Source organism: Streptomyces sp. NPDC041122, assembly GCF_055592445.1.
Map to the genome: position 1 here is coordinate 1 of NZ_JBVIYQ010000002.1, position 13,730 is coordinate 13,730.

Consider the following 13,730-nt stretch of genomic DNA (forward strand, 5'->3'; position numbering starts at 1 on the left):
AAGCCCGGTAACGGGTGGAGGTGACTGGTACTAATAGGCCGAGGGCTTGTCCTCAGTTGCTCGCGTCCACTGTGTTGGTTCTGAAACCACGAACAACCCCGTATGTCGGGCCACGACTGCGGTGCGGTTGTCAGTTTCATAGTGTTTCGGTGGTCATAGCGTGAGGGAAACGCCCGGTTACATTCCGAACCCGGAAGCTAAGCCTCATAGCGCCGATGGTACTGCAGGGGGGACCCTGTGGGAGAGTAGGACGCCGCCGAACTAATTTTGAATGATAAGAGCTGGTCCCTGAACTTCGGTTCGGGGACCAGCTCTTTTTTGTTGTGCGTCACCTTCCGTTCACGTCGTGCGACCAACATCGGCAGGCATGGGGACAGTTGGATTGTTGCGCGCCGCCGGTGTCGGCACCGGCGATGAGGTCGTGGTGCCGGCCTACGGGAACGCCGAGGTCGCCGAGGACGTGGTCCTCGCCGGCGCGGTGCCCGTCTTCGCGGACATAGACCCGGCCACGTACTGCCTCGACCCGGACGCCGTGAAGGCCGTGGTGACACCGCGGACGGCCGCCGTGGTCGTGGTGCACCGCTTCGGCAACCAGGCCGCCGTGCAGCGGCTGCGGGAGGTCGGGAACCGGCAGGGGCTCCTCTTACTGGAGCGCAGGGAGCCGGAGGCCGCGGCCGTGGAGACCTCGTACGACATGCTCGAGCGGCGGCGGGCGCATGCCGCGTATCTCAGCGGGCGCCTGCGCGGCGTCGTGACGCCCGACGGCGGCGCGGGCCACGACTACCAGCAGTACGTCGTCCGGGTGCCAGGGAACGGGCGGCCCGACCGGGATGCCTTCGCACGCGCCGTACGGGCCAAGGGAGTTGACTGCCGGGTACCGGTGAAGACGCCCGTGCACCGCATGCCGCGGTTCTGGCGGGACGTGCATCTGCCCGAGACCGAGCGGGCCGCCGACGAGACGCTGGCGCTGCCGGCCGGCGCGTCCCTGTCGCGGCGCGAACTGCACCGTGTGGTCTCCGCCTGCAACGCGCTCGGCGGGTTGCTGCAGCCCGCGTTCTGAGACGTCGGAAGGCGGTTCGAGGCACCTTCGATTTCAGGTATGATCTATTCCGTTGCCGCGGGGAAAACCCCCACAAGCAGCAGGCCCCTATAGCTCAGTCGGTAGAGCGTCTCCATGGTAAGGAGAAGGTCAGCGGTTCGATTCCGCTTGGGGGCTCACATAGGAAAGGCCTCCGCCCAGTTGGGCGGGGGCCTTTGTCGTATCCGTATCCGGGGTGCTCAGTCCTTCTGGAGGCCGGGCACCCGCATCGCGAGGATCGCCATGTCGTCCGAGGGCGCGTCCGTGGCGAAGCGCTCCACCGCGCGCATGATGCGCGCCGCGACCGCTCCCGCCGTCAGGCCCGTGCAGGTCGTCAGGACGTCCGCCAGGCCGTCGTCGCCCAGCATGCGGGTGCCCTCGCGGCGCTCGGTGACGCCGTCGGTCACGCAGAGCAGGACGTCGCCCGGGTCGAGGGTCATCGTCTGCTCGTACAGTTCGAGGTCGTCCATGACGCCGAGCAGCGGCTGCGGTTCCGCGTACGACTCGACCGTGCCGTCCTGGCGCAGGCGGAGCGGCAGCGGGTGACCGGCGCAGACGACCTTCAGGACCGCCGAGCCGTCCTCCTGGGGCCACAACTCGCCGTACAGGAGCGTCAGGAAGCGGCTGCGGGCGCCCTCGTCGAGGATCGCGGCGTTGAGGCGCTCCAGGACGGCCGGGCCGCCGAAGCCCTCGCGGGCGAGCAGGCGCAGGGCGTGCCGGGCGAGGCCCGTGACGGCCGCCGCCTCCGGGCCCGTGCCGCAGACGTCGCCGATCGCGAAGCCGTACGCGCCGTCGCGGATCGGGAAGAGGTCGTAGAAGTCGCCGCCGACTTCGTTGCCCTCGCCGGCCGCGCGGTAGATGACCTCGACCTCGACGCCGGGGATCTGCGGGAGGCCGGGCGGCAGCAGGCTGCGCTGCAGGGACTGGCTGATGGCCATGCGCTCGGAGTAGAGACGGGCGTTGTCGAGGGCGAGCGCCGCTCGGCGGGAGAGATCTTCGGCCAATTCCAGGATCTCTTGGCGGAAGTGTTCGTCGGCGGGCTTACCGAGGGTGAGCATGCCGATGACGCGGTTGCGGGCGACCAGGGGCAGCACCACCGTCTCGCCGCCCACCGCCGAGGCGGTGGAGAGCGTCGTGCCGATGCCCGAACCGAGGGTCATGGGTTCGCCGAGGCCGAGGCTGCGCATCGAGGTGCGCAGGGCCGCCTGGTGCGCCGCCTCGGAAGGGGCCGCCCAGATGCGGGCGCCGGGGGTGGGCACCGGGTCCGGCGGCGAGATCTTGGACAGAAGGGCCTTGAGGCCGTCGATGCGCTCCTCGTCCTCGTGCAGGACGTACGAGAGATAGGGCTCGGCGGACTGGTCGGCGATCGTGTACACGGCGCACCAGGTGGCCAGGGTCGGGACCGTCATCTGGGCCATGAGGGCCAGGGTCTGGTCGCGGTCCAGGGTGCCCGCGAGGAGGTCGGACGCCTCGACGAGGAAGGAGAGCGAGCCGCGGCGGAGCCGTTCCAGCTCGCCGAGGCGCGCCGACTCCACGGCCAGGGCGATGCGGTCGGCGGCGAACTGCAGGCGCAGGGCCTCCTCGTTCGAGTACCGCCCGGAGGCCTCGGCGGCGACGCCCAGGGAGCCGGTGAGGCGGCCCTCCACCTTCAGCGGGACGGTGACGACGGAGCGCATGCCCGTGCCGGCGAGCAGCGGGACCGCGCCCGGTACGACCGTCAGGTCCTCGTGGACGGCCGGCATGCGGGCGGAGCCGTAGCGTCCGGGGGCCGACTCGACCTGGACGCGGGCGAAGCGCTGGCGGGCGGACGGCAGGCCCGTGGAGGCGCGGACCTCCAGCTCCGTCTCGTCGTCGGTGGCGAGGAGCAGGAAGGCCGCGTCGCCGTCGAGCATGTCGCGGGCGCGTTCGACGGTGCGCTGGAGCAGGCCGTCGAGGTCGTCGGGGGCGGGGGAGCCGATGAACACCTCGAAGGGGTCCGTGGCGTGCGGCTCGGTGCGCGAGCCCGGCTCGGGGGGCGCGCCGCGCAGTGGGGTCTGCAGCACGGCGCGCTCGTCGTCGCGTACGAGCAGGCAGACCGTGGAGGGTTCGCCGTCGGCGTCGCGGACGCGCAGGTGCGAGGCGTAGACCGGGATCACGCAGCCGTCGGCGCCGCGGACGCCGTAGCTGCCCTCCCAGCGGGAGAGTTGCAGGGCCTCGGCGATGCCGGTGCTGGTGCCGGGGGTGTGCGGCCAGGCCGCGAGGTCGTTGAGCGGCTTGCCCATGACCTGCTCGGCGGCGTAGCCGAAGAGCTCCCCGGCGTCTTCGTTCCAGGCGGAGATGGCGCCCAGGCGGTCGATCTGGATGACGGCGACGCGGACCCTGCCGTCGGCGATGGGCAGCAGCGCGGCCGGCAGCGAGGGGCCCGCGGTGCGGGTGCCGACGGGGCGGTGGGGCAGGTCGAGCTGGAACCAGACCTGCTTGTGGGTGGGTGTGTAGTCGACGCCCCAGCGGGACGCGAGCGCCGCGCAGAGCTGGAGGCCGCGGCCGCCCTCGCGGTCGGGGCTGCCCATGTTGACCGAGGACTGCTGGAGCGGGATCTCGCGCTCCGGATAGCGGTCGGAGACCTCGATGCGTACGGCGTCCTCGCTGCGCAGGCACTCGACGTCGGCGGCCGTCCCTGCGTGCACCACGGCGTTGGTGACCAGTTCGCTGGTGAGGACGACGGCGTCGTCGACGATGTCCGAGAACCCCCACCCCTGGAGGGTGTCGCGCACGAAGGAGCGGGCCGTCGCGACGGAACGTCCGACGGGGTCGAAGGTGGCAGCCGCGCGCGCGGTGATCACAGCACTCCTCGTACGAGTATCGACGGCGTCGACAGTGTCGACTGTATCGACGCCCAGTTCTCCCGAACCCATGGTGACGGCCGCCCCTCCGATGCCCGCTTGTTCGTGTACCACCGCCCTGGCCGGGCAGGACCGGGGTGGTTGGACAGCCGGATGCAAGGTTACTTACCTTCGCCGTCCATGCTGATGCCGGTCGTCAGTGTTTCCGCCCGGAGGGTGTGCGGACGGTGTGCGAAGCTGCCGAACTGTTATGGCCTGGTTCAGCCATGGTGAAACACTGGGCAAGCTTCATGGAGACAGCCCAGAAATACCCGAGCAGTACCGGTCGACCCTTGCGGGAGGGACACAGTGGAGTCTGGCGCAGCGACGCGGGGTTCTAAAACGCGCGCGAAAGACGGACAGTCCCTGAATAAACAGCGCAAACCGCGCAACGGGACGACGGCTTCCGTGGACGCCGCGGCTCTGAACAGGCTGCTCGCAGCCCTGGTGGCGATGCGGGACGGCAACTTCCGTAAGCGGCTCACGGTCTCCGGTGACGACGTGATGTCCGAGATCGCCGCCGTCTTCAACGAGGTGGCCGACCGGAATCTGCACCTCACCGGTGAGCTTTCGCGGGTGCGGCGCATGGTCGGGCGTGAGGGAAAACTCACGGAACGACTTGAGGCCGGGGCGAGTGAGGGCTCCTGGGCGGCCGCGATCGACGCCTCGAACGCGCTCGTCGACGATCTCGTACGTCCCGTCTCCGAGGTCGGCCGGGTGCTCTCCGCGGTCGCGGAGGGCGATCTGGAGCAGCGCATGGAGCTGCGGGCCCAGGGGGTCGACGGGAACGCCCATCCGTTGCGCGGCGAGTTCCTGAAGGTCGGGCGGACGGTCAACAACCTCGTCGACCAGCTCTCCACCTTCACGGACGAGGTCACGCGCGTGGCCAGCGAGGTCGGCACCGAGGGCAAGCTCGGTGGGCAGGCCAGGGTGCGCGGGATGTCCGGTTCGTGGAAGGACCTCACGGACTCCGTGAACACCATGGCGTACCGGCTGACCGCCCAGGTGCGGGACATCGCGCTGGTGACGACGGCCGTGGCGAAGGGTGATCTGTCCCGCAAGGTCACGGTTCATGTCGCGGGCGAGATGCTGGAGTTGAAGAACACCGTCAACACGATGGTGGACCAGCTCTCGTCGTTCTCCTCCGAGGTGACGCGGGTGGCCCGCGAGGTCGGTACGGAGGGTGAGCTCGGCGGCCAGGCGCAGGTGCCGGGTGTGGCGGGTGTGTGGAAGGACCTCACCGATTCGGTGAACCTGATGGCCGGCAACCTCACCGCCCAGGTGCGGGGGATCGCCCAGGTCACGACGGCGGTCGCCAACGGCGATCTGTCCCAGAAGGTGACGGTGAGCGCGCGCGGCGAGGTCGCCCAGCTCGCCGAGACGATCAACCAGATGACCGAGACGCTGCGGACGTTCGCGGACGAGGTCACCCGCGTGGCCAACGAGGTCGGCGCGGAGGGGCAGCTCGGCGGGCAGGCCAACGTGCCGGGCGCGGCCGGTACGTGGAAGGACCTGACCGACTCGGTCAACACGGTCTTCAGGAACCTCACGACGCAGGTGCGCGACATCGCGCAGGTGACGACGGCGGTCGCCAACGGTGACCTGTCGCAGAAGGTCACCGTGGACGTCGCGGGCGAGATGCTCGAGCTGAAGAACACCACGAACACGATGGTCGACCAGCTCTCCGCCTTCGGCTCCGAAGTGACGCGGGTGGCGCGTGAGATCGGTGTCGAGGGTGAACTCGGCGGTCAGGCGCAGGTGCAGGGCGCGGCCGGTACGTGGAAGGACCTCACCGACTCGGTGAACACCGCGTTCCGCAACCTCACGGGGCAGGTCCGCAACATCGCGCAGGTGACGACGGCGGTCGCCAACGGTGACCTGTCGCAGAAGGTCACCGTGGACGTCTCCGGCGAGATGCTCCAGCTGAAGAACACCGTGAACACGATGGTGGACCAGCTGTCGTCCTTCGCCGACCAGGTCACGCGGATGGCGCGGGACGTGGGCACCGAGGGCCGGCTCGGCGGCCAGGCGCGCGTGGACGGCGTGAGCGGTACGTGGAAGGACCTCACCGACTCCGTCAACTTCATGGCGGGCAACCTGACGTCGCAGGTGCGGCAGATCGCACAGGTCACCACGGCGGTGGCGCGCGGTGACCTGTCGCAGAAGATCGAGGTCGACGCGCGGGGCGAGATCCTCGAACTCAAGAACACCATCAACACGATGGTCGACCAGCTGTCCGCCTTCGCGGACCAGGTGACCCGGGTGGCCCGCGAGGTGGGCACCGAGGGCCGCCTGGGCGGTCAGGCGCAGGTGCCCGGCGTGGCCGGGGTGTGGCGGGATCTGACGGACTCCGTGAACGGCATGGCCGGCAACCTCACCGCGCAGGTGCGCAACATCGCGCAGGTGGCGACGGCGGTGGCGCGCGGTGACCTGTCACAGAAGATCGACGTGGACGCGCGCGGCGAGATCCTGGAGCTCAAGAACACCCTGAACACGATGGTGGACCAGCTGTCCGCCTTCGCGGAGCAGGTCACGCGGGTCTCCCGCGAGGTGGGCACGGACGGCATCCTGGGCGGCCAGGCCGAGGTGCAGGGTGTCTCCGGCACCTGGAAGGACCTCACGCAGTCCGTGAACGGCATGGCGAACAACCTCACCCTGCAGGTGCGGAACATCGCCGAGGTCACCACCGCCGTCGCCATGGGCGACCTGTCGAAGAAGATCACCGTCGACGCGAAGGGCGAGATCCTCGAACTCGTCACGACCGTCAACACGATGGTCGACCAGCTGTCGTCGTTCGCCGAGCAGGTGACCCGGGTCGCCCGCGAGGTGGGCACGGAGGGCCAGTTGGGCGGTCAGGCGCGGGTGCCGGGCGTCACCGGCATCTGGAAGGACCTGAGCGACAACGTCAACCTGATGGCCAACAACCTGACCAGCCAGGTGCGCAACATCTCCCAGGTCTCGGCGGCGGTCGCCAACGGCGACCTCACCAAGAAGGTGACGGTGGAGGCGCGCGGCGAGGTCGCGCAGCTCGCCGACACGGTCAACACCATGGTGACGACGCTGAGTTCGTTCGCCGACGAGGTCACGCGCGTGGCCCGCGAGGTGGGCACCGACGGCATCCTGGGCGGCCAGGCCCGGGTGCCGGGCGTCTCCGGTACGTGGAAGGACCTCACCGAGTCCGTGAACTCGATGGCGTCCAACCTGACGGGGCAGGTCCGCAACATCGCGATGGTCACCACCGCGATCGCCAAGGGTGACCTGACCAAGAAGATCGACATCGACGCCCGGGGCGAGATCCTGGAGCTGAAGACCACCATCAACACGATGGTCGACCAGCTGTCGTCCTTCGCCGAGCAGGTCACCCGGGTCGCCCGCGAGGTGGGTACCGAGGGCCAGTTGGGCGGTCAGGCACGCGTGCGTGACGTCGACGGCACGTGGCGGGACCTCACCGAGTCCGTGAACGAGATGGCCGGAAACCTCACCCGTCAGGTGCGCGCCATCGCCAAGGTCGCCACCGCGGTGACCCGGGGCGACCTCAACCTCAAGATCGAGGTGGACGCCGCCGGCGAGATCCAGGTCCTCCAGGACAACATCAACACGATGATCGCCAACCTGCGCGACACCACCCTCGCCAACAAGGAGCAGGACTGGCTCAAGGGCAACCTGGCGCGGATCTCCGGCCTGATGCAGGGCCGCCGCGACCTGGACGACGTCGCCTCGCTGATCATGAGCGAGCTGACGCCGGTGGTCTCGGCGCAGCACGGCGCGTTCTTCCTGGCGATGCCGACGGACGACGCCCAGGACCTCGGGGGCGATCACGAGGACGCGTACGAGCTGCGGATGCTCGGCAGCTACGGGTACTCCATGGGGTCCATGCCGACGTCCTTCCGGCCCGGCGAGACGCTGATCGGGACGGCCGCCAAGGAGCGGCGCACGATCCTCGTGGAGAACGCGCCGTCGGGTTACCTGCGGATCGCGTCCGGGCTCGGTGAGGCGCCGCCCGCGCAGGTCATCGTGCTCCCGGTGCTCTTCGAGGGAACGGTCCTCGGCGTGATCGAGCTGGCCTCCTTCCAGCCCTTCACACAGATCCAGAAGGACTTCCTCAGCCAGATCGCCGAGATGATCGCGACGAGCGTCAACACCATCAGCGTCAACACCAAGACCGAGGTGCTGCTGAAGCAGTCGCAGGAGCTGACCGAGCAACTGCGGGAGCGGTCGGCCGAGTTGGAGAACCGGCAGAAGGCGCTCCAGGACTCCAACGCGGAGCTGGAGGAGAAGGCCGAGCTGCTCGCCCAGCAGAACCGCGACATCGAGGTCAAGAACACCGAGATCGAAGAGGCCAGGCAAGTCCTGGAGGAGCGGGCCGAACAGCTCGCGGTCTCGATGCGCTACAAGTCCGAGTTCCTCGCGAACATGTCGCACGAGCTGCGCACGCCGCTCAACTCGCTGCTGATCCTCGCCAAGTTGCTCGCCGACAACGCCGACGCGAACCTCACTCCGAAGCAGGTGGAGTTCGCCGAGACGATCCACGGCGCGGGATCGGACCTGCTGCAGCTGATCAACGACATCCTCGACCTGTCGAAGGTCGAGGCCGGCAAGATGGACGTCTCCCCGACGCGCATCGCGCTGGTCCAGCTCGTCGACTACGTAGAGGCCACTTTCCGGCCGCTGACCGCGGAGAAGGGACTCGACTTCTCCGTACGGGTCTCCCCGGAACTGCCCGCCACGCTGCACACGGACGAACAGCGCCTCCTCCAGGTGCTGCGCAACCTGCTGTCCAACGCGGTGAAGTTCACCGACTCCGGAGCGGTCGAGCTGGTGATCCGGCACGCCAACAACGACGTGCCCAACGCCATCCGCGAGCAGCTCCTGGAGGCCGGTTCGCTGCGCGACGCGGACGCCGACCTGATCGCCTTCTCGGTGACGGACACCGGCATCGGTATCGCGGCCAGCAAGATGCGGGTCATCTTCGAGGCGTTCAAGCAGGCCGACGGCACGACGAGCAGGAAGTACGGCGGCACCGGCCTCGGCCTCTCCATCAGCCGGGAGATCGCGCGGCTGCTGGGCGGCGAGATCCACGCGCAGAGCGAACCGGGCCGCGGCTCGACCTTCACGCTCTATTTGCCGCTGCACCCGAGCGAACTGCCGCCCCAGGGCTACACGCAGCTGGCGCCCGCGCCCCAGCCGCGGGAACTGACCGCCCGCGAGGAGGTGCCGCCGGCCGAGGACACGGCCCGGCCGGAGGCCGCTCCGGCGCGCCAGGAGACGTCCACGGGCCCCGCGGCGCTCTTCCGCAGGCGGCGCCGTCCCGCGCCCGCGCAGGAGCCCTCGACGCTGCCGGGGCAGTCGGCTCCGGGCGCGCAGGAGCAGCGGCCCCAGGAGCAGCGTCCGCAGGAGCAGTGGCCGGCGGCGCAGGAGAGCCCCGCCCCGTCCCGGACGGGCATCCACTTCGGCGGCGAGAAGGTCCTCATCGTCGACGACGACATCCGCAACGTCTTCGCGCTCACCAGCGTCCTGGAGCAGCACGGCCTGGCGGTGCTGTACGCGGAGAACGGCCGCGAGGGCATCGAAGTGCTGGAGCAGCACGACGATGTGACGGTGGTTCTGATGGACATCATGATGCCTGAGATGGACGGGTACGCGACGACGACGGCGATCCGCAGGATGCCGCAGTTCGCCGGGCTGCCGATCATCGCGCTCACCGCCAAGGCGATGAAGGGCGACCGGGAGAAGGCCATCGACTCCGGGGCTTCCGATTACGTCACGAAGCCGGTCGACCCGGATCACCTGTTGTCGGTGATGGAGCAGTGGATGCGCGCTGAGTGACCGAGAACCGGCTTCGTCACCCGCAGTTGCTGACAGAGTGTGGTGAAGGTCGTGTAGAACCGCGGTGTGCGGGGAACCTTCTGGTCTCCCACCGCGTTTCTGCTACGTGCACAGTGACATCGCGGTGACAGGGTGTGGCGACAGGCGGGGTGCGGCTACCATGACCGGCACAAGGACGGGCGGCGCAAGGGAGTCGTCCTCTGGGGCGGCGCCCGGTGTACCGCCGGGGCGAGGAGGGCGGGCCATGGTGCAGAAGGCCAAGATCCTCCTGGTCGATGACCGGCCGGAGAATCTGCTGGCGCTGGAGGCCATCCTCTCTGCGCTCGATCAGACACTGGTGCGGGCATCGTCCGGGGAGGAAGCGCTCAAAGCACTACTCACGGACGACTTCGCGGTCATTTTGCTGGACGTCCAGATGCCGGGCATGGACGGCTTCGAAACCGCCGCGCACATCAAGCGGCGGGAGCGGACGCGGGACATCCCGATCATCTTCCTCACCGCCATCAACCACGGACCGCATCACACCTTCCGTGGCTATGCGGCGGGCGCGGTGGACTACATCTCCAAGCCGTTCGACCCGTGGGTGCTGCGCGCGAAGGTCTCGGTCTTCGTCGAGCTGTACATGAAGAACTGCCAACTGCGGGAGCAGGCGGCGCTGCTGCGGCTCCAGCTGGAAGGCGGCGGCAAGGCCGCGATCGGCGACGCCAAGGAGCCCGCCGGGCTGCTGGCCGAGCTGTCGGCGCGGCTCGCGGCGGTCGAGGAGCAGGCCGAGGCGCTGTCGAAACAGCTGGACGACGAGTCGGCGGATGCCGCGGCGGTCGCCACCGCCGCCCATCTCGAACGCAAACTCACCGGCCTGCGCCGGGCGCTCGACGCCCTGGAGCCGGGCACCGACAGCGGGGCGCCCTCGGTCCCCTCGCAGAACTGACGCGGCGCGGAACCTCCCCGACGAGGTTCCGCGCCGCGCCAGCGCGCTGAACCGCCGTCAGTTCTCCGCCACCGCAAGGGCGACACAAACGGGTGAAGCAGTGGGCACACGTGTCCGCAGTGGTCGACACCGGTAACCTCACACCCATGGCCTCACGTCAGTCCGCAGCCAAGAAGACGCCCGCGAAGAAGGCGGTCGCGCCGACGAAGGCTCCGGCGAAGAAGGCCGCTGCCCGACCGCCCGCGAAGAAGATCGCGGCAAAGAAGGCGCCCGTCAGGAAGGCACCGGTCAAGAGGGTCGCGGCGAAGAAGCCCGCGCCCAAGCCGGTGCCCAGCCCCACCGGGGGCGTGTACCGCCTCGCGCGCGCTGTCTGGCTGGGCATCGCGCACGGAGTCGGCGCCATGTTCCGCGGCATAGGGCGGGGCGCCAAGGGCCTCGACCCGGCGCACCGCAAGGACGGCGTCGCGCTGCTGCTGCTGGGGCTCGCGCTGATCGTCGCCGCGGGCACCTGGTCGAACCTGCGCGGTCCGGTCGGCGACCTCGTGGAGGTCCTGGTGACCGGGGCGTTCGGCCGCCTCGACCTCCTGGTGCCGCTGCTCCTCGGCACCATCGCCGTACGCCTCATCCGTCACCCGGAGAAGCCCGAGGCCAACGGCCGCATCGTGATCGGCCTGTCCGCCCTGGTCATCGGCATCCTCGGACAGGTCCACATCGCGTGCGGCTCGCCCGCCCGCAGCTCCGGGATGCAGGCGATAAGGGACGCCGGCGGGCTGATCGGCTGGGGGTCCTCCACGCCGCTGATCTTCACCATGGGCGAGATCCTCGCGGTGCCGCTCCTGGTGCTCCTCACCGTCTTCGGGCTGCTCGTCGTGACGGCGACGCCCGTCAACGCCATCCCGCAGCGGCTTCGGCTGCTCGGCACCAAGCTCGGCGTGATCCAGCCCGAGCCGGAGGACGAGGCCTACTTCGACGACGACGAGCGGTACGAGGAGCAGTGGCGCGAGGCGCTGCCCGCCCGCCCCTCGCGCCGGCGCACCCCCGCCCCCGACGGGTACGGCCCCGACCCCTACGGTCCCGACCGGGCCGAGGAGGACGCCCTCTCCAAGCGGCGCAGGCCCCGCAGGACCCCCGTACAGCCGGACATGGACCGGCCGATGGACGCCGTGGACGTGGCGGCCGCCGCTGCCGCCGCGCTGGACGGCGCCGTGCTGCACGGCATGCCGCCGTCGCCGCTGGTCGCCGATCTGACCCAGGGCGTCTCCGGGGAGCGCGGGGAGGAGCGCGAACAGAGCGAGGAGCGGGAGCCCTCGGCGCCCGTACCGACCGCGCGCGCCACGGACGCCCCGGTGCCCGGCAAGCTCAAGAAGAAGCCGCAGGCGCCCGCACAGAGCGCCGTGCAGGACCTCACCAAGCCCGCGCCCGAGCCCCCGCGCGAGCTGCCGCCCCGCGCCGAGCAGCTCCAGCTCGCCGGCGACATCACCTACGCGCTGCCCTCACTCGACCTCCTGGAGCGCGGCGGCCCCGGCAAGACCCGCAGCGCCGCCAACGACGCGGTCGTGGACTCGCTGACGAACGTCTTCACCGAGTTCAAGGTCGACGCGCGCGTCACCGGCTTCACGCGCGGGCCGACGGTCACGCGGTACGAGATCGAGCTCGGCCCCGCCGTGAAGGTCGAGAAGATCACGGCGCTGGCCAAGAACATCGCGTACGCGGTGGCCTCGCCCGACGTCCGGATCATCTCGCCGATCCCCGGCAAGTCCGCGGTCGGCATCGAGATCCCGAACACCGACCGCGAGATGGTCAACGTCGGCGACGTGCTGCGCCTCGCCGACGCGGCCGAGGACGACCACCCGATGCTCGTCGCGCTCGGCAAGGACGTCGAGGGCGGCTACGTGATGGCCAACATGGCGAAGATGCCGCACATCCTGGTGGCCGGTGCCACCGGGTCCGGCAAGTCGTCGTGCATCAACTGCCTGATCACTTCGATCATGATAAGAGCGACGCCCGAGGACGTCCGGATGGTCCTCGTCGACCCCAAGCGGGTCGAGCTCACCGCCTACGAGGGCATCCCGCACCTGATCACGCCGATCATCACCAACCCCAAGCGGGCCGCCGAGGCGCTCCAGTGGGTCGTGCGCGAGATGGACCTGCGCTACGACGACCTCGCCGCCTTCGGCTACCGGCACATCGACGACTTCAACCAGGCCGTGCGCGAGGGCAAGCTCAAGACGCCCGAGGGCAGCGAGCGGGAGCTCCAGGCGTACCCGTACCTGCTGGTGATCGTCGACGAGCTCGCCGACCTGATGATGGTCGCCCCGCGCGACGTCGAGGACTCGATCGTGCGCATCACCCAGCTCGCGCGCGCGGCCGGCATCCACTTGGTGCTCGCCACCCAGCGGCCCTCCGTGGACGTCGTGACCGGCCTGATCAAGGCGAACGTGCCCTCCCGCCTCGCCTTCGCGACCTCCTCGCTCGCCGACAGCCGCGTCATCCTCGACCAGCCCGGCGCGGAGAAGCTCATCGGCAAGGGTGACGGTCTGTTCCTGCCGATGGGCGCCAACAAGCCCACCCGTATGCAGGGCGCCTTCGTCACCGAGGACGAGATCCACGCGGTCGTCCAGCACTGCAAGGACCAGATGGCGCCGGTCTTCCGGGACGACGTCACCGTCGGCACCAAGCAGAAGAAGGAGATCGACGAGGACATCGGCGACGACCTGGATCTGCTCTGCCAGGCCGCTGAGCTGGTGGTTTCCACCCAGTTCGGGTCCACGTCCATGCTGCAGCGCAAGCTGCGCGTCGGCTTCGCCAAGGCCGGCCGGCTGATGGACCTGATGGAGTCGCGCTCCATCGTCGGGCCCAGCGAGGGATCCAAGGCACGTGACGTTCTTGTGAAACCTGATGAGCTGGACGGCGTGCTCGCGGTGATCCGCGGGGAGGCTAGCCCATAAGGCCGGGCAAGGCTCACCCGTAAGGGATCAGCAGGCAACCGTTTCCCTTCGGCACACGTCAAGTTGAGGGAGACAAGGGCACGATGTCC

General features: G+C 69.5%; 5 protein-coding genes, 1 tRNA gene and 1 rRNA gene. 6 read left to right on the forward strand and 1 reads right to left on the reverse strand.

Annotated elements, in window-relative coordinates; translation table 11 throughout:
• The first annotated feature begins 145 nt into the window (after positions 1-145).
• From rrf to ACZ6B8_RS06465, 3 genes are all read left to right on the forward strand, one after another.
• A 5S ribosomal RNA gene (rrf, locus tag ACZ6B8_RS06455) occupies positions 146-262 on the forward strand.
• An 84-nt stretch (positions 263-346) separates the two neighbouring features.
• Positions 347-1,060, forward strand: coding sequence for a DegT/DnrJ/EryC1/StrS family aminotransferase (locus ACZ6B8_RS06460; protein ID WP_471606484.1), 714 nt, complete (start codon positions 347-349; stop codon positions 1,058-1,060).
• Between the two features lie 83 nt (positions 1,061-1,143).
• Positions 1,144-1,216 (forward strand) — tRNA-Thr (locus tag ACZ6B8_RS06465).
• 62 nt (positions 1,217-1,278) lie between these two features.
• Here the strand turns inward: ACZ6B8_RS06465 and ACZ6B8_RS06470 are convergent.
• Positions 1,279-3,900, reverse strand: a complete 2,622-nt coding sequence (locus tag ACZ6B8_RS06470) for a SpoIIE family protein phosphatase (RefSeq protein ID WP_471076553.1) — start codon at positions 3,898-3,900, stop codon at positions 1,279-1,281.
• Positions 3,901-4,248: 348 nt separating this feature from the next.
• Between ACZ6B8_RS06470 and ACZ6B8_RS06475 the strand changes: the two genes are divergently transcribed.
• The 3 genes from ACZ6B8_RS06475 (at position 4,249) to ACZ6B8_RS06485 (ending at position 13,641) form a co-directional block, all read left to right on the forward strand.
• On the forward strand, positions 4,249-9,765 hold the full coding sequence (locus tag ACZ6B8_RS06475; protein ID WP_471076556.1) for a HAMP domain-containing protein: 5,517 nt from the start codon (positions 4,249-4,251) through the stop codon (positions 9,763-9,765).
• A 244-nt stretch (positions 9,766-10,009) separates the two neighbouring features.
• The gene (locus tag ACZ6B8_RS06480; protein ID WP_471076560.1) at positions 10,010-10,693 is read left to right on the forward strand and encodes a response regulator; all 684 of its coding nucleotides are present in this window, start codon (positions 10,010-10,012) and stop codon (positions 10,691-10,693) included.
• Between the two features lie 146 nt (positions 10,694-10,839).
• Positions 10,840-13,641, forward strand: a complete 2,802-nt coding sequence (locus ACZ6B8_RS06485) for a DNA translocase FtsK (RefSeq protein ID WP_471076563.1) — start codon at positions 10,840-10,842, stop codon at positions 13,639-13,641.
• Positions 13,642-13,730 lie beyond the last annotated feature (89 nt).